Source organism: Dictyobacter kobayashii, assembly GCF_003967555.1.
Lineage (GTDB): Bacteria > Chloroflexota > Ktedonobacteria > Ktedonobacterales > Ktedonobacteraceae > Dictyobacter > Dictyobacter kobayashii.
In genome coordinates this window covers 2,245,297-2,268,772 of record NZ_BIFS01000001.1, presented here as the reverse complement: position 1 = coordinate 2,268,772, position 23,476 = coordinate 2,245,297, and the positions used below count along the sequence as shown (strand labels likewise).

At 49.7% G+C, this 23,476-nt stretch carries 21 protein-coding genes; 10 read left to right on the top strand and 11 right to left on the bottom strand.

What is annotated here, in order from left to right:
• Positions 1 to 30: 30 nt before the first annotated feature.
• Both EL645_RS09905 and EL645_RS09900 read left to right on the top strand, forming a co-directional pair.
• Positions 31 to 966 carry a carbohydrate ABC transporter permease gene (locus tag EL645_RS09905; protein ID WP_126549874.1) on the top strand — a complete coding sequence of 312 codons (936 nt, stop codon included), beginning with the start codon at positions 31 to 33 and terminating at the stop codon, positions 964 to 966.
• Positions 967 to 1,025: 59 nt separating this feature from the next.
• Complete coding sequence (locus tag EL645_RS09900) at positions 1,026 to 1,916, top strand: carbohydrate ABC transporter permease (protein WP_126549873.1); 891 nt, start codon at positions 1,026 to 1,028, stop codon at positions 1,914 to 1,916.
• A 122-nt stretch (positions 1,917 to 2,038) separates the two neighbouring features.
• Here the strand turns inward: EL645_RS09900 and EL645_RS09895 are convergent, their stop codons facing one another.
• The 3 genes from EL645_RS09895 to EL645_RS09885 form a co-directional block, all read right to left on the bottom strand.
• The gene (locus tag EL645_RS09895) at positions 2,039 to 2,425 is read right to left on the bottom strand and encodes a zinc ribbon domain-containing protein (RefSeq protein ID WP_126549872.1); all 387 of its coding nucleotides are present in this window, start codon (positions 2,423 to 2,425) and stop codon (positions 2,039 to 2,041) included.
• 102 nt (positions 2,426 to 2,527) lie between these two features.
• Positions 2,528 to 3,757 carry a glycosyltransferase family 9 protein gene (locus tag EL645_RS09890; protein WP_126549871.1) on the bottom strand — a complete coding sequence of 410 codons (1,230 nt, stop codon included), beginning with the start codon at positions 3,755 to 3,757 and terminating at the stop codon, positions 2,528 to 2,530.
• Between the two features lie 84 nt (positions 3,758 to 3,841).
• Positions 3,842 to 4,744 carry a LysR family transcriptional regulator gene (locus EL645_RS09885; protein ID WP_126549870.1) on the bottom strand — a complete coding sequence of 301 codons (903 nt, stop codon included), beginning with the start codon at positions 4,742 to 4,744 and terminating at the stop codon, positions 3,842 to 3,844.
• A 124-nt stretch (positions 4,745 to 4,868) separates the two neighbouring features.
• Between EL645_RS09885 and EL645_RS09880 the strand changes: the two genes are divergently transcribed.
• On the top strand, positions 4,869 to 6,098 hold the full coding sequence (locus EL645_RS09880) for an MFS transporter (RefSeq protein ID WP_126549869.1): 1,230 nt from the start codon (positions 4,869 to 4,871) through the stop codon (positions 6,096 to 6,098).
• Positions 6,099 to 6,181: 83 nt separating this feature from the next.
• On the opposite strand, the gene EL645_RS09875 is transcribed toward EL645_RS09880, so the two are convergent.
• Positions 6,182 to 6,796, bottom strand: a complete 615-nt coding sequence (locus EL645_RS09875) for a superoxide dismutase (RefSeq protein WP_126549868.1) — start codon at positions 6,794 to 6,796, stop codon at positions 6,182 to 6,184.
• A gap of 441 nt (positions 6,797 to 7,237) precedes the next feature.
• Between EL645_RS09875 and EL645_RS09870 the strand changes: the two genes are divergently transcribed.
• The gene (locus EL645_RS09870) at positions 7,238 to 7,651 is read left to right on the top strand and encodes a response regulator (RefSeq protein ID WP_246035329.1); all 414 of its coding nucleotides are present in this window, start codon (positions 7,238 to 7,240) and stop codon (positions 7,649 to 7,651) included.
• 37 nt (positions 7,652 to 7,688) lie between these two features.
• Here EL645_RS09870 and EL645_RS09865 read toward each other — a convergent pair whose 3' ends face one another.
• Positions 7,689 to 8,054 carry an ArsR/SmtB family transcription factor gene (locus EL645_RS09865; protein ID WP_126549867.1) on the bottom strand — a complete coding sequence of 122 codons (366 nt, stop codon included), beginning with the start codon at positions 8,052 to 8,054 and terminating at the stop codon, positions 7,689 to 7,691.
• 346 nt (positions 8,055 to 8,400) lie between these two features.
• Here EL645_RS09865 and EL645_RS09860 point away from each other — a divergent pair, with 346 nt between their 5' ends.
• From EL645_RS09860 to EL645_RS09845, 4 genes are all read left to right on the top strand, one after another.
• Complete coding sequence (locus EL645_RS09860) at positions 8,401 to 8,994, top strand: DUF8166 family protein (RefSeq protein WP_126549866.1); 594 nt, start codon at positions 8,401 to 8,403, stop codon at positions 8,992 to 8,994.
• 125 nt (positions 8,995 to 9,119) lie between these two features.
• Positions 9,120 to 10,862, top strand: a complete 1,743-nt coding sequence (locus EL645_RS09855; RefSeq protein ID WP_126549865.1) for an ATP-binding protein — start codon at positions 9,120 to 9,122, stop codon at positions 10,860 to 10,862.
• A 9-nt stretch (positions 10,863 to 10,871) separates the two neighbouring features.
• The gene (locus EL645_RS09850; protein WP_126549864.1) at positions 10,872 to 11,240 is read left to right on the top strand and encodes a hypothetical protein; all 369 of its coding nucleotides are present in this window, start codon (positions 10,872 to 10,874) and stop codon (positions 11,238 to 11,240) included.
• A gap of 617 nt (positions 11,241 to 11,857) precedes the next feature.
• Positions 11,858 to 13,288, top strand: a complete 1,431-nt coding sequence (locus EL645_RS09845) for a hypothetical protein (protein WP_161977271.1) — start codon at positions 11,858 to 11,860, stop codon at positions 13,286 to 13,288.
• A 90-nt stretch (positions 13,289 to 13,378) separates the two neighbouring features.
• Here EL645_RS09845 and EL645_RS09840 read toward each other — a convergent pair whose 3' ends face one another.
• The 6 genes from EL645_RS09840 to EL645_RS09815 form a co-directional block, all read right to left on the bottom strand.
• Positions 13,379 to 14,296: an ABC transporter permease gene (locus tag EL645_RS09840; protein WP_126549862.1), complete on the bottom strand. Its 918-nt coding sequence runs from the start codon at positions 14,294 to 14,296 to the stop codon at positions 13,379 to 13,381.
• A complete protein-coding gene (locus EL645_RS09835; RefSeq protein WP_126549861.1) occupies positions 14,293 to 15,276 on the bottom strand; it encodes an ABC transporter ATP-binding protein in 984 nt (327 codons plus the stop codon). Before EL645_RS09835 ends, EL645_RS09840 begins: the two co-directional genes overlap by 4 nt.
• A 272-nt stretch (positions 15,277 to 15,548) precedes the next feature.
• Positions 15,549 to 15,866 carry a 50S ribosomal protein L27 gene (gene rpmA, locus EL645_RS09830; protein WP_126549860.1) on the bottom strand — a complete coding sequence of 106 codons (318 nt, stop codon included), beginning with the start codon at positions 15,864 to 15,866 and terminating at the stop codon, positions 15,549 to 15,551.
• A gap of 36 nt (positions 15,867 to 15,902) precedes the next feature.
• Positions 15,903 to 16,244: a 50S ribosomal protein L21 gene (rplU, locus tag EL645_RS09825; protein WP_126549859.1), complete on the bottom strand. Its 342-nt coding sequence runs from the start codon at positions 16,242 to 16,244 to the stop codon at positions 15,903 to 15,905.
• 442 nt (positions 16,245 to 16,686) lie between these two features.
• Entirely contained in the window at positions 16,687 to 18,297 is a 1,611-nt protein-coding gene (locus tag EL645_RS09820; protein ID WP_246035328.1) for a vanadium-dependent haloperoxidase, read from the bottom strand.
• A gap of 131 nt (positions 18,298 to 18,428) precedes the next feature.
• Positions 18,429 to 19,358: a hypothetical protein gene (locus tag EL645_RS09815; RefSeq protein WP_126549857.1), complete on the bottom strand. Its 930-nt coding sequence runs from the start codon at positions 19,356 to 19,358 to the stop codon at positions 18,429 to 18,431.
• Between the two features lie 1,080 nt (positions 19,359 to 20,438).
• Between EL645_RS09815 and EL645_RS09810 the strand changes: the two genes are divergently transcribed.
• Both EL645_RS09810 and EL645_RS09805 read left to right on the top strand, forming a co-directional pair.
• Positions 20,439 to 21,227: an SDR family NAD(P)-dependent oxidoreductase gene (locus EL645_RS09810; RefSeq protein ID WP_126549856.1), complete on the top strand. Its 789-nt coding sequence runs from the start codon at positions 20,439 to 20,441 to the stop codon at positions 21,225 to 21,227.
• Positions 21,228 to 22,016: 789 nt separating this feature from the next.
• Positions 22,017 to 23,396 (top strand): extracellular solute-binding protein, encoded by a 1,380-nt coding sequence (locus tag EL645_RS09805; RefSeq protein ID WP_126549855.1) that lies wholly within the window; start codon positions 22,017 to 22,019, stop codon positions 23,394 to 23,396.
• Positions 23,397 to 23,476 lie beyond the last annotated feature (80 nt).

Genomic DNA, 23,476 nt, shown 5'->3' with positions numbered 1-23,476 from the left:
ATTTGCGCGGATGCCAGAAGGGATTATGCTATGGCCATACCGGTGGCTGAACGGACGGATAATACACCACCAGCGCAACCAGGCTTGAGTGAGCGCCTGACTATGAAGGGTGGGTTAACCCCCTATTTGCTGGTATTACCAACGGTATTAGTGATTGCGGTGATTGCGATTTATCCCATGCTGGATTCGCTGCGCATCAGTTTGTTGGATAATCCATTTAATCCCAGTCCTGCTTTTGTCGGTTTGCGGAACTATATCCAGGTCTTCACCGATCCCGTCTTTCAAATGGCGCTGGGTACCACGCTCATCTTCTCCGTCTGTAGTGTGGCTCTTGAGACGCTTTTTGGTCTGGGCATTGCGCTCTTAATCAACCAGACCTTCAGCGGTCGGGGCCTGGTGCGTACCGCTATCCTGGTCCCCTGGGCCTTTCCTACGGTCGTCTCGGCCCAGATGTGGTTGTTGATGTATAACGATCAAACGGGCGTCATCACCTATCTCTTACAACTGATCCACCTGCTAGGACCTGGTAGTACATTGATTGGCTCGCAGGCCGGTGTAATCACTGCCGCCGTCATTACCGATGTCTGGAAGACGACCCCCTTTATGGCCCTGTTAATTCTGGCTGGCCTGCAAGTAATTCCCAATGAGATGTATGAGGCGGCCAACGTTGATGGTACCACGCGCTGGCAACGCTTCACTATGATCACGCTGCCTCTGCTTAAGCGACCTTTATTGATCGCTTTACTTTTCCGTTCACTGGATGCTATTCGTGCCTTCGATCTATTTTATGTCTTTGGCCTGCGGGCTGTGCCATCGCTTGCCTCTTATGCCAACTTTAAAATGTTTGCCGGCACACCAGGAGACTTTGCGCCCGGTGTCGCCGCTGCGGTCGTCGTCTTTTTGCTGGGAATTCTGATCAGCCTGATTTTTGTATCTATGATGAGCGATGTCCTCAAGCAAGATTAGGGTCCCTATTTTACACACATGTCTACATATGTCTCCAATATGTGAAGGAGGAGATAGCTATGGCTCTCCAGCCACAAATCCCGTTACCGGTTACTACCTATCAGCAGCGTTCTCAGCACACGCGCTGGCCATGGGGACAGCTTATGCGCTATGTCTCGGTTGTATTGATCGTATTGGTGGCCTTGCTGCCCCTGTACTGGACCTTTATTACATCCATCAAGAATGCAATTGAGATCAACGCCTCACCTCCAACGCTGCTGCCGCATTCGTTTGTGCTCAGTAATTATGTCGATGTCTTTAATTCGGCGTTTTTCCTGCCCACACTGCGCAATAGTGCCATTATCGCCACGGTTACCACAGTGCTGGCCCTAATTTTCGGCATATTCTGTGCCTATGCCCTGGCCCGCATGAAGTTCATCGGGCAGTCAGCAGTACTCGCTGCCGTGCTATCTGTCAATATGTTTCCTTTTATCGCCATGATTGGTCCCCTTTTTGTGCTCTTCTCAGGACCAATTTATATTTATAACACCTATCCCGCCCTGATCATACCTGACCTGGTGCTGACACTGCCATTAACCATCTGGTTTCTGACCTCCTTTTTCAAGGATCTGCCACCTGATCTGGAAGAAGCTGCGCGGGTAGATGGCGCTTCACGTTTGTATGCTCTGTGGAAAATCATTGTACCCTTGACGGCGCCCGGCGTTTTTGCCGCTGCTATCCTTTCATTTATCGCTGTCTGGAACGACTTCCTGTTTGGCCTTAACCTCACCAGTGATGTGGAGGCGCAGCCCGTCACCGTGGGCATCACGCGTTTCAATTCGGAGCATGTGATTGCTTATGGCCAGCTCGCTGCTGCTGCTATTATCGTTACTATCCCGCTAGTCATTCTGGTGCTTCTATTCCAGCGGCGTATCGTTGCCGGGTTAACTGCCGGAGCCGTCAAAGGCTAAAAAGTGTATATGGCTAAATCGGCAGTGCTATTGGATATTCCGAAGTTATCCACATTCTGACCCAATTTATCCCCACTTATCCACATCAAATGTGGATAAGTCAATAGGTTTCGCTAGAAGTACTATGCCTCAGGAATAAGTGGCTGCGCGCTATAGTCTTGCGCCTGGCGGTGAGCTCTTGTTTGCGGACCTGCCGCATCTGCATCTTTTTTTGTACGCACATAGCGCAGGAAGCGGCGCGGCTGGTTATTCGCTGGCAACTTAATCGTCACCTGTTCAAAGAGCAGCGGATCGGTATTTTGTAACTGCAAAGCGCTGGTGGACGAGAAGAAGGTGGCAACTTTTATGCCGCAATACGCGCAAAAACGGGCATCGACTGGAATAATGCGCGCACAGGAGGTGCAAGTAATAGTCTGTGACCAGTTTTGTGCGTCGGTTCTGGTCTTGATGGCATCATAGAGGAAACAAGCGATATGATATTTGATGCGTTGTTTTAGTGTCGAAAACATAACCCAACCTTTCTCACTTCAACTTCCATACGACACATAAGGTATCTTTAGTTTAAATCGAGTAATATAAGTGTGTCAATATTAAGCAAGAATTTTTATGTTTTATTTATCTTTTTGTAGATAGCGCACGGCCTCTTGATAAAGTTCGGTCGCCGGGATACTATCGATGATATCTGTTTTGCCCCAGATGACGGCAAATTCGATCTGTTGATTGGTGTAAGGGTTGGGATTGAGCGTAACCCCATGATGCCATGGGGTAGAGGACCAGATGAACTGCGCATAAATATTGCCTGGCAAGAATGGGACGATAGTGGGAATCTGGAGGGCGCCCGTAATATGTCCCGGCCCTGTGTCGTCTGAGAGTGCCAGCCTGGCATGGCTGCTCAGGATGGCCAGGTCGCGCAGGGTCAGCGTGCTATAAATATGGACGCTGGCATTGTTCTGTACCCCCCTGAAATCTTGCAGCCATTCGACCATATCGGCTTTTTTGAAGCCAGCTGGCAGGTTGTCATCTGGACCACAGGTCAGTACAAAGCTGAGCTTTTGTGCGGGCAAATGTTGGGCTGCATACTCGCAGAGCAGCTGCATGACTTCATCCCATAATTCATAGCATTTGGCCAGGACGACGGATTGAAAGAAGCAGATGATAAGGATGCTATCAGGATCGAAGTGCATCTCTCTCTGAAGCTGTTGGTACCGTATTTCATCTTCTTGTGTGAGTCTGATGCGTGGTTGGATCTCTGTTCCTGGCAGTGCTGACGACGGCAGGGCGAACAGGTCGCATAAAAAATCGGCGTAGCGCCGTTCTGGCCCGCGCAATGCGTAGTAACGAATACTAACTCGAAAAAGATTTTCCAGTATATCTAGCGTGCCAACGGCCGTAGTTATCTGTGTGCGCGCAGGCATGCCATCACGAGCACCGTGGAAATCTAGTACCAATGCCCGTTTATTTACCGCTGTCTCCGACAGGACCGGAATGAGGTCCTCGACATTCAATGGAGTTGCTAGTAGCTGTATGCTGATCTCTGGCCAGTATGCCTGTTGGTAACTTCTGATATCAAAGAGATCGCCTGAGCTTTGATCTATAAAGATCTGGACTGGCGTTCCTGCTTTGTGCTGGGAGCGCAGGAGTTGCAAGGTGCCTTCCAGCAGGGCTGTACCAACCACACACTCGCCCAGTCGGCCAGCTTTACCGCCCAATAGAATGATGACGTTAGTTGCCTGTTGTAAGGCTTGCTGGTTGGCCTGTAAACTCATCTGTTCGCTCAGAGATATGGCGCGCTGGGGATCGCGGGCCAGTTCGCTCATGAATGCCAGGTCCTCTGTTTCCATCCTCGATGGGTCTCTCCTGATCAGTAATTTGTAATGTGTCGATCTTTAATCGCCGATCAGTGTACAAAATGGAGTCTGGATGTGTCAAGCGTCTGGTAGGCAAATAGCGCCTGCCTGTTGACGTAAGGCTGCGATAAAATCTCGGCTGGCTGCAGGTAGGGTATGGCTACGGCTGAGGTGGACCAATGCGCTCTCGCGATAAGCCGGCGGAATGTTCTGAACGGCGATCTCAACGATCTGTCCACTAGCTAACTCATCTGCTATCGCTGTGCGTGTAATAAAGGCGGCCCCAATGCCCTGGCGCAACAGTTCACGCGCTGTTTGGACAGGGAGTTCCATTGTGCGCTCGGGATGAGGATAAATATGGGTGAGAATGTCACTTAGCGCGAAGCCTTTTTGGACTAGCAATAAAGGGGTGGCCTGCATATGAATATCCTCCGCTGTAACATAGGGTTGTTGTGCCAGCGGATGCTGAGGGGGCGCGACAAAGATCAAGGGCTCTTTAAAGCGTAGCAGCGTCTTCAGATCGGGATTGAGAAATGGCCAGCTAAGCAGACCCAGGCGCGTGACTCCATCATATAGCATTTGTTCGATTTGTTGACTATGGCCTGTGCGCACAAATATCTCGACCTCTGGATGACTCTGGTGGAACTGGGCGATAGTGGCGGCCAGCAATCCGCCGCTAAATGATTCCAGGGTACCGATCGTGACGCGTCCACGTTTCCCTTCCTGGGTCAACTGCGCAACTTCTTTGCCTTCGGTCAGGATTTCCAGCGCACGCCGGGCATAAGGCAGAAAACTTTCACCCCGTTCGGTCAATGCCACTTTACGTCCTCCACGCACAAAGAGCGCTCCTCCAACGTCTTCTTCCAGTGCTTGCATGCGTGTACTCATCGTTGGCTGCGAAAGATTCAAGGCCCTGGCTGCCTGGCTGAAGCTTCCTTCGCGAATGATGCGCTCGAAGGTTAATAATTGCTCGCTATCCATTTCTCATTTCCTTGCAGCTATTAAAAAATTTAATATCAGGTATAGGCAATATCGGATTGGATTATAGCACAATTTCACCTATACTTTGTTCAGGAGCTTTTAAGCAACGAAGGAAACACAAATAATGGGATTTTTAATAGTGCTACGTCGTCGGTCGATTGCCTGGCTCTGGGTCAGCCAGGTATTGTCCTCGATGGGAGACTATCTTTATAGCCTGGCAGTGATCTGGATCGCGGTGAAGGAGGCTGGTAGTAGCGCGGGTCTTGTCGCCGCGGCCTCGGCAGGTTCGCAACTGCTATTTGGTTTGCTGGGAGGTGTATATGCTGATCGCTGGAACCGCCGTACCGTGATGGTGGTAGTAGATATCATACGTGCTGGTACAGTGGGTTTATTAGCGATCCTGGCTCTTTCTAGCGCGGTACAGTTCTGGGAACTGGTAGGGGCCGCGATCGTGATTGGAAGCCTGGGTTCATTGTTTGACCCTGCCTTGCAAGCAAGCCTGCCCTCTCTGGCTGGTGATGCCCAGACCTTACAGGCCACCAATGGCTTGATGGATGTGACCAGTCGGCTGGCCAGGGCGCTCGGACCCAGCATGGCTGGTCTACTGGTGCTCTTCATGCCCCTGCCACAATTCTTTACGCTGGATGCTTTTAGTTTCGCTATTTCTGCGCTGGCAATCCTATCGTTAGGACGGCATGCTATCTGGAAATCAGCCATTAAACCAGCCACATCGGCCGGGGTTAGAGGAATCTGGAACGATATTCGCGGGGCTATCATATTGGTGGGTCAACATCGGCCACTGACCTGGGCTATCTCATTAAATGGGGTTATGAATCTGGCCTGGAGTGCTAGCTTTGTGATCGGGGTCCCGTTACTGGTAAATCAGGTCTTGAAAAGTGGTGTTGGCGCCCTTGGACTGATTATTGGAGCTTATGGGGTTGGCAACGTAGTAAGCAACCTGGTTATGGGGAGTGTGCGCCTGCGCTATCCGGTCCCAACCATTTTTATTGGTAAAATTATTGTTGGCATCGGTTTTCTGGTACTGGCCTGGGCCAACTCACTGCCCCTGGCTATTCTCGCTTCGGCCTTCGCGGCCATTGGAGGTCCGCTGGGGGATATTACCATGCTGACAATGATGCAAACCGAGTTCCCGGTTGCCCAATTGGGGAAGGTTTACAGCCTGCGTATGGTGCTGGCCAACATTGGAGCATCCCTGGGACTATTCTGTGCCGTGCCTGTTTTTGCGCATATTTCTGTGATGGCTGGTATCAGCATCTGTGCCTTACTGATGATCATGATGGGGGTGGCCGGTCTGCTACGCTTTGGCTTATTCTTCCAGCAGCCTCAATCCTAATTCCAGATATGTCGATAGTAAAATAAACAAGCAGCCGGATACCCGATAGAGTATCTGGCTGCTTATAATGTGCCTGTATTGTATTAGAGGCCGCGAGCTTTTGCATAACGCTTGGCAACAACATCCCAGTTCAGGACATTCCACCAGGCGCTCAGGTACTCAGGACGGCGGTTCTGGTACTTCAGGTAGTAAGCATGCTCCCAGACATCGTTACCGAGGATCGGATAATTGCCATCCAGCAGAGGGCTATCCTGATTGGCGGTTGATGTGATGGCCAGGTTGCCACTTTTATCCAGCACGAGCCAGGCCCAGCCGGAGCCAAAGCGCTTGGCGCCAGCGTCATTGAAGGCAGTTTTGAAGTCGTTGAAAGAACCAAACTTGGCATTGATGGCTGTCGCCAGATCGCCGGTGGGCTCTTTGCTGCCACCAGGAGTCATCAGCTCCCAGAACATTGTGTGGTTCACATGACCACCGCCATTGTTGCGAACAGCGGTCTGCTTGGCCTCAGGAACCTCATTAAGGCGACGAATCACTTCCTCAATGGGCAGGTTCGCGAATTCATGACCCTCAAGAGCTGCATTCAGATTATTTACATAAGTGGCATGGTGCTTATCATGATGCAGTTGCATTGTCTGAGCATCGATATACGGCTCTAACGCAGCGTAGTCATACGGCAGCTTAGGAAGCTCAAAAGCCATAAAACATCTCTCCTTACTCAAATATAATAGGAGGGCATTTCCCTCCTAATTTGACATTGCGGGTCTCAATTGCTCTATCGGCAATACCATGTAGAGCAATTTGGTATGGATATAATCCACATGTTTAGTTGTATGCGATAGAGCGTGCGATTGTCAAGCCGAAGCGTTTTTTTATGTGAATTGTGCTCAGAGATTAACTGCTAGCTCTATCGTATGAGTCTGCCTATGTAAGTATACGTATCAACCGAAATAAATAGTTGCATGCGTTATCCCTATGACAAACAAAAAAGCCAGGAACGTTTCAGTGCTCATATGTGGTGCGAGCGAATCAACTATCTTTCTCAAGTAAAACGTGGTATAGTCTAAATGCAATTTCGTTCAACACCGAAATTGCTGTGGTTTCGTTCAATAAACATGTGTGCGATTGTATGGAGCAGAGTAATGACTCATGATTCAGTGCAGACTGAACAGAATCAGAAGAATACGCTTTCTCCTTCGAGCGTAAAAACTATTTTATTAGTTGAAGATGATATAAATATCGGCGAAGTGTTGCAGCAGGCAATTATGCAAGAAACCTCTTTTCTGGCAATTCTTGTCTCTGATGGATTCCAGGCTCTACAGACCGTCAAGGGGATTCGGCCCAATTTATTTATTCTGGATTATCAATTACCCCGGATGAATGGTATTGAGCTTTATGATCAACTGCATGCTATCAGAGAACTGAAGCATGTTCCTGCCCTTATGTTGAGCGCTCATTTGCCGCGACAAGAACTCAATAAGCGTAAGATTCAGGGCATGAACAAGCCGATCGATCTCGATGATTTTTTACAAACCATCGAAAATCTAATTGTTTAAACAAATATTTACAGGTTGATGATTGGAGAGTCAGCGGCTACATTTCTTTCCTCAAGGCATAATCATGGTCCAGTGCCTCCACAAGCTCGTGGAATGCTGAGACCAACTTATGATTGTGTAACTGGTAGTAGACCACATTGCGCTCGCGTCTTGAGGCGACCAGACCGACTTCGGTCAACTGGCGTAAATGTTCGGATGTAGTCGCGGCCGACAATCCAATGGCTTTAGCAATTTCCCCCGAGCGCATCTCCGGCATTTTCTCATCTTCATCTGTATCTGCTAAGGCCAGCAATTCCAGAATATAGCGTCGGCTGGTGTCGCAGACGGTTGATAAAAAGGTATCGACATATTTATCAACCTCGGCTGGTCGCCGTGGTTTTTTTTCTATTGATGATTGTGACATAACTCCTCCTTTTTCCGCTGTATGTTACGCACATGGTATCCATAATTGTAGAACATAAACTGATCTATTGAAAGCAATGAACGGATTATACTATTTTATTCCTCCCGCAGAGGTACCATTGATAGCGGCAAGAAACGCACAAAGATCAGAGTCTGTGTTATAATGCCGCCAAACCATTTGTTCTAATCGTTATTTTCTGGGGATCACTGTGGACCTTTCTGTTCTTTCCTGTCGGTCAGGTTCACACAACTCTGTGTACTGTTTGGTTGTATACAGCGTGATGTCACGTGCAGGGATATGTGCATTGGATGCAATTTGCTTTTTTTCAGCATCCCCGAGAGGTTGAATGATGAAAATCGGGAAAATAGTCAAGTCAGATTCTCATATTAACTATGTCTGTCAAATTTTTGGTCCCCGCGAGGCGGATATCCAACCGGGCCCGGCGGATTATGCTTTTGGCCGTTTTGTGCGTATCGCTGTGCGCTCAGAGCGATCAGATGATCCAGATGCGCTACTAGATGAGGTTCTGGGCCAGAGCCGAGAACCGGTTACTTACGCAGTGGGAGTTATCTACGACACGATCTTACAAAATCCGGCCTTCGGGGCCCTGGGTCCACGTCTCTCTAATGAAACACAGGTGGAATTGTTTTCGCCCGACTACATCTCAGAGAAGGCGGTACTTACCTATATCATGATCCTTGGTATGATGGAAGAGCGTGCCCTGGCCGGTAGTGAACCAGAAATTTTATCTGTGATGCATGGCGTGCCCTTGCTCTCTCTTGAGTTGGACAGCGAGATTGAGACCATGACCGACTCAGAGGTGCGCACCTTTCATTTCTTTGCCGATCCTACGGGGGGCCTGATAGCCAGTCCCCTTATCTACATATGGGTTATGTGCCCCATATTATTGCGCAGCGCAGTAGTTTGCTCCCTATGGTGACATTGCGGATTATTGATCAATTAGAGCGCTTATTTCCGCAGAATCTCGCGCTACTCTCCATTGTGAAACGGAACTTTGCCTGGCGACTGAAAGTGGAAACGACCGGGTAGCGGAGGTGCCCAATTATGCTTGAACCATCATCAATAGATTCTCCTACGCAGCCCGTTTATCGGAGACCGGTTGGTATTACCAAGGGACCCGGTGAGGCGACGCACGAATTTACTTTTGTCTCGCGTGACGATGATCAGGTACTTAAGAATGGTGAATATGTCTATTATGAACTGGCTGACCCTGACGTAGTCGCTCTCAGTGGCGGCAGTACTGAGGCTCCTATCCGGCGTGTGCTGGGACGTATTATTAAACGTGTACCATTGCAGTTGTATCCCGATACCTTTCTCGGCGAACCAGAGATCCCGCCCGCTCAAGTAGCGGCCATGGTTGGCTATAACGCGCTCACCAATGAATTATTCGAGCTACATGTAGCTATTATGGGCTATTACGATCCGGCGACCGGCTCTTTTATCAATCCCTGGATTCCGCCACAGTCGGGCAAGCAGATCTACCTGGCCGATGATATCATGCTATCCGAAATCCTGAGTCGCAAAAGAGATATGGACCCGGGTTCGGCTACCATTGGCTCATTGCTGACGCGTGCTCCTAATGCTGTGCCGATCGTCCTTTCAGTCAAGGACCTGGTTAGCACTCATATGGCGATTATAGCCAGTACAGGCGCCGGTAAGAGCTACCTGGCCAGTGTGGTTATTGAAGAATTGATGAAGGCCCAGAATAAAGCCTGTGTCTTAATTGTTGATCCTCATGGCGAATATGGTACCCTGGATCAAATTGCTAATTATGCGCAATTTTCCGAGGAGGGCAATGGTAAAGGGCGTGGCTATCGAGCTCAGGTACAGGTATATAAGCCCGACCAGGTCAAGGTGCGTATCTCGACCTTAAATATCGGAGATATGCGTCAGTTATTGCCAGAGATGACTGAGAAGCAGCAATATCTCTTAAGCCGGGCTTTGCGCAAAGTGCATGAGAACAAACGCAGCCATCCCTGGGGTGTAGCGGACCTCAAGCAGGCCATCAAAGCGGTCTCGCGCCAGAAGAATGATGAAGATAGCGAAGGGGCCGATGATTCCAGCACTGTGCATGCGCTTACCTGGCGCGTCGAGCAGCGCTTTGAGCATAGCTTCACCTTTGATGATACCCAGCACCTTGACCTACCGGAAATCTTTCGCCCGGGCCAATGTACGGTGTTGCAACTTAACGAGATCGATGAGCGTGATCAACAAGTAATTGTCGCCACGCTCTTACGCCGGCTTAATCAGGCACGTATGGATACCGAGCGCGGTAAGGTTCATTCGGGTGAATCCTATCTGCCTTATCCCGTGTTTGTGTTGCTGGAAGAGGCGCATCACTTCGCGCCGGGTGGTACTGAAGTTGTTTCAACAGGTATCCTCAAGCAGGTTCTGGCTGAGGGCCGTAAGTTTGGTATCGGGGTTGGCCTGATCAGCCAGCGTCCAGGCAAACTGGACGCCGACGTACTGAGCCAGTGCCAGACACAGTGTATCATGCGTATTGTCAATGAGATCGACCAGAAGAGTGTCGCGGCAGCCATTGAGGGCGTTGGCCGGGACTTGCTGGATAATTTGCCTGCCCTTTCCAAAGGACAGGTCATTGTGGCTGGTGCGGCCGTCAACACGCCTGTCATTTGTCGGGTGCGTACGCGTTATACTCAGCATGGTGGTGAAAGTAAGGATGCACCAGATCTATGGCAGCAATACTTTAATAATGATACGCAGGAGAGCCGTCGTCGTTCAGATGCGCCGCTGAACGGAAATAAAGGCTTCAACCTTATGAGATAAGACGGTGAGATGAAAAAGAATCCTTTTCGTACAATCGTTGCAATGATCGCCCCACTGGCCTGGGGCGGTCTATTATTGTTCACTTATCTGGTAGTGCCCTCTTCACTCTTCACCTTCCTCACTTTTTTTTCCCTCCTGGCGATTGCCCTTATGTGCACCTTTTTTCCGTTCACCCATTTGCTAGGTCAACGCCTCCTCTTTACGCGTCGCTACCGGGCCACCACGCGCCAGGCCCTGCGCCAAGCCGGCCTGCTTACATTCATCATTGTCGCTAACCTCATCCTCCGTGCCCTCCACAGCTGGAACCTCCTCACCGTCTTCATCATTATCCTGGCCGCCGTCATCGTCGAAATTCTCTCCCTCGCCCGCAAAATATAACCCAACTGCAGAAAGAAGGCTTAAGGGCGGGAGGTGCAGGAGGGCCGGCGAGGCCCACCTGCCAGGGATTGGGGTGTCCCCAAAATCCCCCTTTCCCCTTCGGCAGCGTGAAAGAAGGCTTAAGGGCGGGAGGTGCAGGAGGGCCGGCGAGGCCCGCCTGCCGGGGATTGGGGTGTCCCCAAAATCTCCCTTTCCCCTTCGGCAGCGTGAAAGAAGGCTTAAGGGCGGGAGGTGCAGGAGGGCCGGCGAGGCCCGCCTGCCGGGGATTGGGGTGTCCCCAAAATTCTCCTTTCCCCCCTTTCCGCCGCCGCAGGCGGCATTTGCCCCAGTTGGAAAATTAGTAGTAAAGTACTAATTTTTATCACCGCAAGCTTGATAGCATTTCTAGCTGTGTTATCATCACATCCATCAATGTATCATTGTTAACTATTGTGATTCAAAGCTATTGAAAATAACTAGATCAGTTTCAATATACATCATTGAAACTGTTAATAAAAAACGAGCCACGCGTGGCAATCTGCAACTGGATGGCAGTGTCACGCAGCTCTATCTTCTATCGCATGGATGCGCGTCCGTAATTCCCCCAGGATAATCCTGGATAGAAGAGAGTACCGCGTATGCAGATGTTTAACAAGTTACCGGCGAGAGATCTTCCTCAGAGAGGCATCCTCTCAAACCCAAAGCGAAACAAACGTCGCTTCTCACCTTTTTTGCTGGTGGGGTCATTGTTTACTCTAGTATTGATCATCGGAGCTGGTGCCCTATTACTATTTCGGCCATCGCTGGCATCCCATGCAGCGCAAGATGCCGTGGTTAATGGTGATTGCTCTCTGATCGTGCCCCCACAGCCATTAACCGCCCAGGGCCTGGCAACCCCTTATCAGTTAGTGGCGACCCAGCATGGTAAAGGAGCTTGCCACGAAGATAACCTCAAGCAAGCCGCTTTTGTGCAAGGAGCTATTTTTGATCCTCAAACCAACCAGATCTCTATTTACAATCCCCTGGTCGTTGATCGGGGAGATAAGCCAGCTATCGCTCCAGTGGTACCAACGTTGCCACAGGGTGCCGTCGTTGGCCTCTGGTTTGGTTTTAATGGCAACAACCTGACCTTACGTGGGTCCACACAGGATCTCCAGGCTAATAATTGTGTCAATGGCCTGGGAAAATCTATCTTTGGTCAGTTTGCCTATTGTAATGCGCCAGCCTTCTTCAGTGCCGCCAATCAGGCCATTAGTGCTGGTAAGCTGAATGTACCGGCTCTGGGTATGTCCAATGATGGTATGACCTGTCCCACTGTGCGTGATTTCGCTTTGGTTGATATGGACCAGAGTGACAACGTCACCAGCGAATATCTGATCGATCCAGCCACCGGACGTATGGCCCAGCACACCGATGCTGCCTCAGCCCAGCTGCCACAAGGTATCTTGCAGGTTAATGGTAGTGATAACCGTTTGCTCTCTCTTGGTATGGATAGCGCCCTGGGTTGCCAGTCCTGGTCGGCGCCAGACCTTGCTAATCCAGGCCATAATGTGACGGCCCTGCCTCTCAATGAATTGCAGGCAGCCGCCTACCAGGCGGCTCCTGTGGCCCTGGTTCCCAGTGGAGACCCAATGGTGAAGGTTAACAATAAATTGAGCGTGGCTAAAGTGAATCTGTATCGTGCTGGTGTCAATCAGCCATTGATACAGAGCTTAACAGAGGCGAATACCGCACTGTATTGTCAGAACTACCTGGCCAAAGCGCCATCTCGTATCTTTGCTGATAGAGCGATGACCAGCCTCAAGCCTACGGCCGATCCAATGCTCGCCAACAACCTCTTTACCTTCCTGGCCCAACGCTTCAATGGTACCTGGGGAGCAAATGGTTTAAATTGTCAGGGCTTGCTCGGCCTGAAAAGCCCGATCAAGTTGCATATGGATGGCAACATTACCACCAATGCGACCCTGGTTGGAACCCGTACTGTGGATAGTGGTCAGAACCAGGCCACTGGAAAGCAGAGCAATGGTCAGTCGAAGAAGTCCGGCCAGGCTTCCAAGAAGAACGACTAGATTGCTTGATCTGATTGCATGCATGTAACAAATAGGGCCTGCCAGACTTAGTGCTGGCAGGCCCTATTTGTTTGTCTCTTTGCAGAGCTATTATTCTTTAATGTCGCGCATTGCTGTCAGAGCAATGGCTGCGACGAGAAAGATCAGGCCATAGACCAGAGCCACCCACAGGGTATGGGGGCCATCGACCGGTACCAGGGGGACACTACCAACCGCGTACACGTGTAGTTTGGCTGGCAATACCTGACTGGCCATGGCATTCAGGTTGGGTCCCAGGAAGTAGGCGGTCACATTTTTCCAGAAGTCATTTTTGGTGATCAGATAGCCCAGGCGGAAAAACTGGGTACCGATATTGTCGACAGGAAACCAGGCCAATCCGGCGCTCAAACCGATTGTCAGTGAACGGCCAAGCACACTGAACGCGACACCTAGCAGAATAGTTACCACAGTACTGATCAGTACTGTGAGGGTATGGAGCCAGGTATCGGCCCAGAACTGCGAGGTGAGCGTTTTTAAGGCGTCCAGGTTGCCTGCTTTGACCAGTAGCAGGATACAGATCAACAAGGCTGTCAACAGCATACTACCAATAATGACGAGCAGGGCCACAATAAAAAGTGTGGTCACCTTCGCGGCCAGTAGCGTCAGCTTGCTCACACCACGAGCCACCAGCACACGGATAGTTCCCATCTGATATTCCAGCCCAATCACATAAGCAGCCAGAACCAGGAAGTAGAGGCCGGTGAAGATCTGGATAAAGGCCATCCCATTTTCCATCTCGGTATACATAAAGCCAAGCTGATCCATTTGAATGGTCTGTTTTAAGTCTACACTGATGAGGCGTACCAGGGTACCAGCACAGATAAACAGGACCACCAGGAGCAGAGGAATCCAGGTCGACCAACGGCGTGACATTTTTAATAATTCACCACGGATAATGCCAAAAAAGCTTTGGGTTGAGGCACGGAGTTGTGCACGTTCTGCCTCGCTGGTTACAATTGCTGTACTCACTGTATCTCTCCTGTGCCACTATTAGTCAATTCAAGGAAAATCTTTTCCAGATCTTTGGTTGCGGGAGCCAGGGTCTCTGGCACAAAACCTGCCTGTACCAGGAAGAGGTTGAGGTTACGGCCCAATCCTTCGGGTGCCAGCGTGACCAGGGTACCTTCTGGACTGATATGGGCACCTTTACCCCAGGCTTCTCTCTGCACCAGTTGTAGGGCACCTTGCGCGTTTTCTAGCTGGACGTTAAATTCTCCCTCGCCCCGGACCAGATTTTCGATGGTCGTTTCACGTACCAGTGAGCCGCGCGCGATAATCGCGACGCGCGTACAGATCTGTTGCACCTCGGTGAGTAGATGGCTAGAAATGAGTACACTCTTGCCTTCAGAAGAGAGTCGGTGCATCAGATCGCGCATCTCTACGATACCAGCGGGATCGAGACCATTGGCCGGCTCGTCTAGAATCACCAGATCGGGATCTTGTAGCAGTGAGATAGCGATGCCCAGGCGCTGTTTCATACCCAGAGAATAAGTACGTACGCGATCTTTCTGACGGTCGGTGAGTCCTACCAGCGCAAGTATCTCGTCGATACGTTTGTTGGAGACGCCGCCCAGAACAGAGCCAACGGCCCGTAAATTGTCACGTCCAGACATATAGAGGTAGAGGGCAGGAGTTTCGATCAGTGAGCCAACCCGAGGCAGGACCTGGGCGCGATGGTGGGCCAGTCCTTTGCCTAAAATCTCAATACTGCCCGCGGTCGGAGTAATCAGGCCTAAAACCATACGGATCGTGGTTGTCTTACCGGCTCCATTGGGGCCGAGAAAGCCGAAGATATCGCCTTTATGAATTTCCAGGCTGAGGTTATTGACAGCCATGCGCTGTTTATATTGTTTGCTTAGATTATTGATCCTCAGCACTACTTCATCCGAGCGGGCCGAGCCAGTGTAAGCGCGCTGTACCTCGGGCATTGTAGGAGGTCCATATGCCATACGTTTTTACCGTTCCTTTCACTTCCTTGTATAGTTGATAGATAACAGGCATGCATATATTAGAAAAGTTTATAGAGTGTAAGAGGTGGTAATTTTCCTAATGCTATACACACTTACAAAGGTGAAGTATACGCCTTTTTTGTCACGAAGGTGTTATATAATTGTCGCAAATTTGTCGCAATTGTAGAAGTAAACGGCGGCAATATAGCCAAAAAGAAAGCCCCCCACGCTCATACAGCGTGGGGAGCTTTCTTTTTCTGCGGTAGGGAAGCCTATTCGGCGACCAAAGCCACTTCCTGAGCTGCCAGTAGCTCAGCGATTGAAGGGCGATCAGGGAACTCGCTCACAATGCTCACATCGCGGCGCTCGCGCGTAGCGTGACCGAATTTCACATAGCCGTCGGTGAGTGCGAACAGGGTGTGGTCGCGACCCAGACCAACATTAACGCCAGGGCGAATCTTGGTGCCACGCTGACGCACAATGATGCTGCCAGCAGTAACTAACTGACCATCGAAGCGCTTGACGCCAAGCATTTTAGGTTTGCTATCTCGACCATTGCGAGAGCTACCCATACCTTTTTTATGTGCCATGAATATATTCCTCCGTGAGTACGCCTCAGGGCCTTATTACTTCTTGTTCGAAACCAGGCTCTTGCCTTCAGCGAGAACATCATCAATGCGCAGAACTGTCAGTTCCTGGCGATGGCCGCGGCGATGGCGATAGCGCTTTTTGGATTTATATTTGAAGACGATCAATTTCTCACCACGAGTGTGGCCTTCAACAGTTGCCAGCACTGAGGCTTTTTCCACAAATGGGGCACCAACAAAAGTTTTATCAGCATCAGAGATCAACAGGACCTCGCCGATGTTAACCTGGGAGCCCTCTTCGACTGCAAGTCGGTTTACCTCAAGCTTCTCGCCTACGGAAACCTTGTATTGCCGTCCACCACTTTTAATGATTGCAAACATGCTTTTATTTCTCCTTAATAAGGTCCCTACGCCCAGATCCAGGAGGATACGTAGAAGGCATGGGTGGCTCGCCGTTCTGAACAGTTCCTTGTTCCTGGATATTCCTCTTATGTTTTTACTCAAAAGATGTGTCTAGCCGAAGCTAACGTCCTGGCTCAGTAAATATACGCTGGCCATTCTGCGTAGGGGGCTGACACACACAAATCGTGTGTGCTGCTCTTGAGGGTGATTGTGCACTTTTAGACATGGCAAGGCCATCGTCATTTGCGCCATCACATGATAGCAGTGATTATTCGTGCTGTCAAGTTGTGTGTGGGCGCCAGGGTTGAAAGTGTGGAGTGTGTTTGGTGGGCGGCCGCGTCCGCCCACCAAACACACTCCACACCTGAATGAAGTCCCTTAAAGGGGGCGCCGCAATAGGCACTCCCCTGGCCCATACCTTCTACGATCCTGGTTGAATCTTGCCGCTGATATAGCCTACGGCTTTGGCCCAGACGGCGGTCGCGACCTGTTTTCCAAGTATTCGCCCATCCTGGTCTCCCTGGTTAAAGTGGATACCGCCATACTGGCGCGAGATACCTGCCTCGGCCGCTGCTGCCGACAGGGTTGGCCAGGAAAGGGTGACACTCTGGGTGGGTGCGAAACCCGGTTCTATCAGAGAGCTACCGGCAGCTGCCGTGTACGAGTTTCCGAAGGTATCTGATCCTGTCGCCTGTTGCAGGCAGTAGGCGCCTGCGGCGCTGAACGTACTGTGTCCTGAGACGTATTCAGGGAACGGTGGTGTTACCACGAAGGATTCCTGGTAGGGGAGCCATTGGCCGCCATCGATGGTTTGGGTTCCCTGGTTATATCCACCCCATGCCGTGATCTGCTGGCCGTTATACAGATAACGTACCGCCGTGATCGGCCGCACAGAATTGTAGTAGCGTTTGCATTCCCAGCAGGCGATGCCGGCATCGAAGACCGCGTTCGACTGGATGAAGAACATCATAACATCATCACTCAGCGCGTGATCTTTCAGCTTCGAAATGTATTGCGCATTTGCGAACTGGACAAAGAGCTCCCAGTGACCGGGAGGGGTCTCCGAGTGCGGGCCGTTGGCCCAGTAATCAGCAATTGTTTTGGTCGTATCGTTGAGCTGTGCGCTGTACTGAAGAATGGTATTGGCTTGACTGACATAGGTTCCGCTCGGATTGCTATAATCGGTGGCGGGACCGGTGGTTGGCCGGAACTGCGAGCCTGATGTCAGCGCGAAAGGTGTGATAGTGCCCCAGTGAGGGGTGGTGTATTTTTGCTGTTTGCCATTCACCAGCAGTGGTTGCCATTTCGTGGGATCGTTGATCTGAGTGGGTGTATTGACCGGAACGTAGCCACTTGTATCGGCATAGCCATTGAGCTGATTCGATCCATCATTATGGCGATACGAGATGACCGCTTGCGCAGCGACGTTACCGACCCCTGCCTGAGTCGTGATATCGGTCGTGGTGTTCGTGGGGTCGAAGCCAAGGCTCTGCATCAGCGAAGCATAGAGTGCCGCATCAGCCGGGAAGAGATCCATCAGCGCATTGTAGGCGGCATAACTGACGGCCTCGGTTGCATCGTTCACTGGCTTTTGCCGGGGAATGCCATTGGGGCGCGTGGGATTTGCTGCGTGATCGTAGGTGGCCCAGGCATCATACATACAGGTATGCATGATAGCCAGCGCTCGCGAAGCAATGGTCGGGCCGGGACTGATATCGCGGATGGCTTGCAGCGCTGCATTGTTCCATTGAACCGCTGCATTGTTCGCCCCACTCCCCGGTGGTGTGGGTTTTGGTTTCGGTGTGGGTTTTGGCTGCGGTGTTGGCTTGGGCGGTGGTGGCGATGCCGCGAGGGTCGCGTTCCGGCCTATCTCGATGAATGTACCTGTCCCGATCGCTACAACCAGTAACCCCGTTCCTGTGCGTAACACCGTACGCCTACTCAAAGACTTTTTGAACGGATCTTTTGCTCCTCCTTGCTCGTTTGCAGAATGATTCTCTGATACGTCGTCCATTCTCATTTTGTTGTCCACACTGTTCTCCATTTATCAGCCAGTCCTTGCAGGACTGGCAATTTTTTTGAAATATATGCGCCTGGCCAGCATAGGATTGCTGCGTCAGAAGCGATAAACGCGACATTACTTTGATATATTTTTTGTTGTTCTTAGAAGCCCGGTGAGGAGTACCCCCTCTTCTGCTTCAAAGCATCTTGTGTGTCTTGAAGTCCACCAATCTTAGCCTCAAGGAGTTTCTCTCGCATTTGTGCAATCTGGGCCCGCAGTTGCTGGTTCTCCTGGTCGATCTGCCGTGTCCGGCGCAATCGTATAATGAGGAGATTAACCGCATTGCCAACTTTCCACAAGACATGATCCTGCCTCAGATTTATCGCGGTTTCCTTGCCATTTACTCCTTGCGTCAGGCCTTGTAAGAGTTCATTCACACCCGTTTCGATCAAATGTTTTTGCTCTATTTCGCGCTCTTGCAAGAGAGCCTTACTCTGCTGCAGTGCCGCGATTTCTTCTGCTCGGTCAGCTCGCACTGCCGCACGTAAGGCACTGCTCACCCACATATACGTAATAGCCGCAATAACGACTTGCAAGATAATGGGCTGTGATATTGCATCATAGGCCATCGACGAGTGTAGGAGCATGTCTAGCGCGGCTGTGTGCGGCATCAAGACAATCATACCGACAATAAAGAGAATATTGCTAAATGCGACCACGAAGATGCTCCTGGTTGGCAAGAGCGAGGCAGCGATAAGTTCAGAGATGACAAGTAAGTCAAACGTTGGGAGCTCACTCACGTCCAGGCTCGCACTGGACATACTTTCGGTGGAAGGCATACCTCCCATAGGGACGTGCCCATAGGGGAAGATTTCTTCTCGGTAGAGGGCATACCTCCCATAGGAGACGTGCCCATAGGGGAAGATTTCTTCTCGGTAGAGGGCATACCTCCCATAGGAGACGTGCCCATAGGGGAAGATTTCTTCTCGGTGGAAGGCATGTTGCCCATAGGGGAAGATTTCTTCTCGGTGGAAGGCATGTTGCCCATAGAAGACATGCTCATATCGGGTGTCAGAAGCATAAGGCCACACCCGAGATCGACAACAAGAATAAGCAATATGCTCACAATGCCAATTTTGCCTATGCGGTTAAATAGCATAGCAATACCACAGAGCGCGATACCAAGTATGACTGTACCTATATTCAATGGGCTCTGCATCATAATTGCGCCGGGGAGACTGGCGAGTTGATACAGAAAGATTACAGCAAGGATAAAAGTGACAACATGCTGGCGCCGTATCTCTTTACGTACTCTCTGTAAACTCTCTTTGCTGATTTGAGAGCGTTGTGTGGTCCCATTTTGTCCAGATTGTATGGTCCCATCTTGCCCCGAGGGAAATGCTACCACTTTATTCTCCTTTTTAAATAGAGTGAAGATCATGGCCCTGGACTCATCCAGGATGGAAAATTTTTATTGAGCTCTCCCTCAGGAAATCTCTTAAGACAGACGTATCCGGCAATTTTCAGAGCGTAGAAAAGCCGGGACATAACCATAGATGAATGTGGAACAAGAAAAATTTATATTGCTATATGTAGCAATATAAAAAACGTATCCTATGTGTAATTTTTGTAAATATAGCCAGTTAAGCTAGCTTATTATTTGTTAAATGCAGTATAGAATTCTATATAACAGTATTGGGATATTACTGCGGTTGAGAAATGGTTAAAATTGATGTATTTGAATTAAGGACTCTTATAGATGGGTTTTAGACTTATGGATGGGTTTTAAGCTTAATCCAGGTATGGGGGGATGCCTGGCTGATCAGCGTGGAGGCGACTCTGGACGCTGCTTTTTTCGCCGCATGAGCAAGAGACTTCTTATGGATACCATATCAGGCAGGAAAATAGCACAGTTAAGAGTGCCAGTCCATCAGAATAGAAGATCTGTAATGATATACCACGAACGATAACCCTATGCCAATGGTGGTCTGGCATGCTTGCCAGGATTGCCTGTATCGCGGATGCTCAACCAATTGACGCGTGGAATGTAGATGTCACAGGTTATGGTTATGGTTCGTGTCACTGGTTGTCAATGTTTAGCTGTTTTATATACAGGCTGTGGCAAAAAGTAGATCAGTTGTATATAAAGAGGTGCATGAAAGGTTCATAATATGGATTTGCAACTCAAAGGCAAGCGAGCTTTAGTGACAGGTTCCACCATGGGAATCGGCAAAGCCATTGCGGAAAGCCTGTTAAAAGAAGGTGCGCAGGTAATCGTTAATGGCCGGCGCAGGGAAAGCGTTGAAAGCACACTGCAAGAATTCCAGCAGCACTATCCTCAGGCCCAGGTATTGGCTCTGGTGGCTGATCTAGGTACTAAAGAAGGATGTCAGCAGGCCATTGAACGTTATCCAGAAGTTGATCTGCTGGTAAATAACCTGGGTATCTTTGAGGCTTCAGATTTTTTTGAAACAACGGATGAGCAGTGGCAACATTTCTTCGAAGTAAACGATATGAGTGGTGTGCGTTTATCTCGTCACTATTTGAAGCATATGCTTGATAAAGGCTGGGGACGTATCCTTTTTATTGCCAGTGAGTCGGCGGTGAATCCAGCACCCGAGATGGCACATTATAGTGCCACCAAAACGATGCAGCTAGCACTGTCTCGTAGCCTGGCTGAACTTACTAAAGGCACCCAGGTGACGGTGAATGTTGTATTGCCTGGCTCAACTTTAACGGCGGGAGTCAGTCAGTTCATTCGCGATGTGTTTCCAAACGAAGAGCCTGCCAGAGCAGAAAAGCGCTTTATGCAAGAGAATCGTCCTACTTCACTGATTGAACGCTTGATCCGACCCGAAGAGGTAGCTTACTTTGTTACCTTTATATGTAGTCCACTGGCTTCAGCGGTCAATGGAGCCGCGCTGCGTGTGGATGGAGGGCTGGTACGCAGTATTATATAGCGTAGCCAATAATAGGGCAAATACAAAATAATTGCTGATCTGTAATTTTCTGCAGGTCAGCAATTATTTGTATTTGCCACCGTTGTTTTTTTCGAATTTTATATAGCTGTGTAAAACTGGTCTAAATATTGTCTTAAAAAGCCCATCTTTACAGTCATTACATACAAGGAGGTCGACATTAAAGAAAGGCAAGCAGCTGAAATTATCGTCAACCACGGTGGCGAAGGTGCCTCATACGGGTGTAGAGTTGAGCGAAATTGTAATTGATGTTCGTCTGTCAATCAAGCTAACAAGGCGGTTCAGAGAATAAATGCTATTGAGCCTTTTTGAAATACTGCATGCTTCGTATTGACAAATGATAATTTTTCAGTTATATATTTTGCATACAAGATTTCCGTGAATGCATAGTATTTAATTAACCTTTCTATGTATTCTAGGAACTCTGCAGTTGAGTGGGGTCATATGCACAAAGTTAGTGGATAGCCACACAAAAACGGTAGTTTTAAGTCGATAGTTGAGCATCCTACACATGGATTTGCATTATGCATTTGTCATGGAGACCGAGTTATTGTTGTGACTTTAGTTAGCAGAAGTTACGCCCAATTCTATCTATAAGCAACTCGTGTCTCAAATGAGAACGGCATCTGAGTTGTAGCTCAGATGTATTTTTATACTCAAATGCCTCGATATCGATTTTTCAGTTTTCTTTAGTCGATCTGGTATCACAAATGATGCATTTATGCATCAACGTAACTTAGTTCCAAAGATGGAATAAAGGAAGGTATCATCATGGGCAATCCTCAGCAGAGCCTCGTACAAGATTTCTTGACCGGTAAAATTGGGCGTCGAGCGTTTATTGGCCGGGCCGTAGGTCTTGGTGTTTCCCTTGCCAGCGTTGAAGCCTTTGTCGCTGCCTGTGGTGGCGGTTCTACCGGTGGTGGTAGTAGCGCCTCAATCAAGTGGTCTAACTGGGCTAATACAGGTGAGTTGGCACGTTTTAAAGCTTTTACCGATGATTATAACAACACTCACCACACCAGCGTTCACTATGACTATGTTCCCTCGGCCAACAACAATTATTTCACAAAAATTACGACCGAGTTGAATGGTGGTGTGGCTCCAGATGCATTTTATGTGGGAGATGGCGATGTTGCCAAGCTAGTTGCTAACCACACCGTTATGCAATTGAATGATCTGCTCTCCAGTTCAAAGAGCAAAGAGTCAGCGGATGACTTCTTGCCTGGTCTATGGGGGGCTGCCAAGACCAAGAGCGGCAAAATCTATGGTGTGCCGGTGGACTGCAATCCCCTGTTGCTCTGGTTTAATAAGAAAGTGTTGAACGATGCTGGCATCACAACGATGCCGACCGATCTTTATGACCAGGGTAAATGGACACGTCCGGCTTTCCAGGATATGATCGAGAAGATCCATGCCAACGGTAAGCAGGGTTTCGTGCTTGAGGCCTGGTCGTTGCAGTTTTATGCCTGGTGTACTACTAATGGTGGTCAGATTTACGACAACAATGGCTATGGTAACTTTATCGCTCACGAAGATCCCAAGTCGTTAGAAGCTTTCAAATGGCTGGCTGATCAAATCAATAAGAAGACCATGATTTATGCTGGTAGCCTGCCAAAGGGTCAGGGTTCAGATCTGGCCTTCATTGGTAACCAGGTTGGCTTTATCTCGGTTGGACGCTGGGATCTACCAGAGTTCAAGTCTGCTGGCGGCCTTGAGTTTGACTGTGTGCCTTTCCCATCCGCTACAGGCACAATTGCACCCGCACCGGTAGCCCTTGCGTATATGGTCATCAACAAGAAGACCAAACTGCAAGATGCTGCCTTTGATTTCGTCACCAATTATGTCTCCGCTGCAGGTCAGACTTTCCGCCTCCATGGTGGTGGTAACGCCGTGCCTTCAATCAAATCGACCGATACAGAAAAAGTGGTACTGGAAGGCAACTCCCCTGCCCACGCCAAGTACTTGTTGGATGCGCGTAACATTGGCTATGGTCTCTTCCCGGCCGAGGGAAGTGCTCCCGCCCTGTCGGATGATATCAAAACAGCTTTAGAGCCAGTCTGGCTGCAAGGCAAAGATATCACCACCACATTGGCCAGCGTTGCCGCTATGGCTAATCCCCGTGTGAAGGCTGCCCAGAACAATTTACAGTAAGCAGGTAATCTTGTTCGTAGTCAGCACATATTCACTTTATGTAAGTAGGGAAGTAGCCTTGACAAGGCTATTTCCCTGAC

What these genes read in the sequence shown, in the direction of transcription:
- EL645_RS09905 (WP_126549874.1), top strand. Translation starts at nt 31, where the DNA reads ATGGCCATACCGGTGGCTGAACGGACGGATAATACACCACCAGCGCAA.
- EL645_RS09900 (WP_126549873.1), top strand. Translation starts at nt 1,026, where the DNA reads ATGGCTCTCCAGCCACAAATCCCGTTACCGGTTACTACCTATCAGCAG.
- EL645_RS09895 (WP_126549872.1), bottom strand. Translation starts at nt 2,425, where the DNA reads ATGTTTTCGACACTAAAACAACGCATCAAATATCATATCGCTTGTTTC.
- EL645_RS09890 (WP_126549871.1), bottom strand. Translation starts at nt 3,757, where the DNA reads ATGGAAACAGAGGACCTGGCATTCATGAGCGAACTGGCCCGCGATCCC.
- EL645_RS09885 (WP_126549870.1), bottom strand. Translation starts at nt 4,744, where the DNA reads ATGGATAGCGAGCAATTATTAACCTTCGAGCGCATCATTCGCGAAGGA.
- EL645_RS09880 (WP_126549869.1), top strand. Translation starts at nt 4,869, where the DNA reads ATGGGATTTTTAATAGTGCTACGTCGTCGGTCGATTGCCTGGCTCTGG.
- EL645_RS09875 (WP_126549868.1), bottom strand. Translation starts at nt 6,796, where the DNA reads ATGGCTTTTGAGCTTCCTAAGCTGCCGTATGACTACGCTGCGTTAGAG.
- EL645_RS09870 (WP_246035329.1), top strand. Translation starts at nt 7,238, where the DNA reads ATGACTCATGATTCAGTGCAGACTGAACAGAATCAGAAGAATACGCTT.
- EL645_RS09865 (WP_126549867.1), bottom strand. Translation starts at nt 8,054, where the DNA reads ATGTCACAATCATCAATAGAAAAAAAACCACGGCGACCAGCCGAGGTT.
- EL645_RS09860 (WP_126549866.1), top strand. Translation starts at nt 8,401, where the DNA reads ATGATGAAAATCGGGAAAATAGTCAAGTCAGATTCTCATATTAACTAT.
- EL645_RS09855 (WP_126549865.1), top strand. Translation starts at nt 9,120, where the DNA reads ATGCTTGAACCATCATCAATAGATTCTCCTACGCAGCCCGTTTATCGG.
- EL645_RS09850 (WP_126549864.1), top strand. Translation starts at nt 10,872, where the DNA reads ATGAAAAAGAATCCTTTTCGTACAATCGTTGCAATGATCGCCCCACTG.
- EL645_RS09845 (WP_161977271.1), top strand. Translation starts at nt 11,858, where the DNA reads ATGCAGATGTTTAACAAGTTACCGGCGAGAGATCTTCCTCAGAGAGGC.
- EL645_RS09835 (WP_126549861.1), bottom strand. Translation starts at nt 15,276, where the DNA reads ATGGCATATGGACCTCCTACAATGCCCGAGGTACAGCGCGCTTACACT.
- rpmA (WP_126549860.1), bottom strand. Translation starts at nt 15,866, where the DNA reads ATGGCACATAAAAAAGGTATGGGTAGCTCTCGCAATGGTCGAGATAGC.
- rplU (WP_126549859.1), bottom strand. Translation starts at nt 16,244, where the DNA reads ATGTTTGCAATCATTAAAAGTGGTGGACGGCAATACAAGGTTTCCGTA.
- EL645_RS09810 (WP_126549856.1), top strand. Translation starts at nt 20,439, where the DNA reads ATGGATTTGCAACTCAAAGGCAAGCGAGCTTTAGTGACAGGTTCCACC.
- EL645_RS09805 (WP_126549855.1), top strand. Translation starts at nt 22,017, where the DNA reads ATGGGCAATCCTCAGCAGAGCCTCGTACAAGATTTCTTGACCGGTAAA.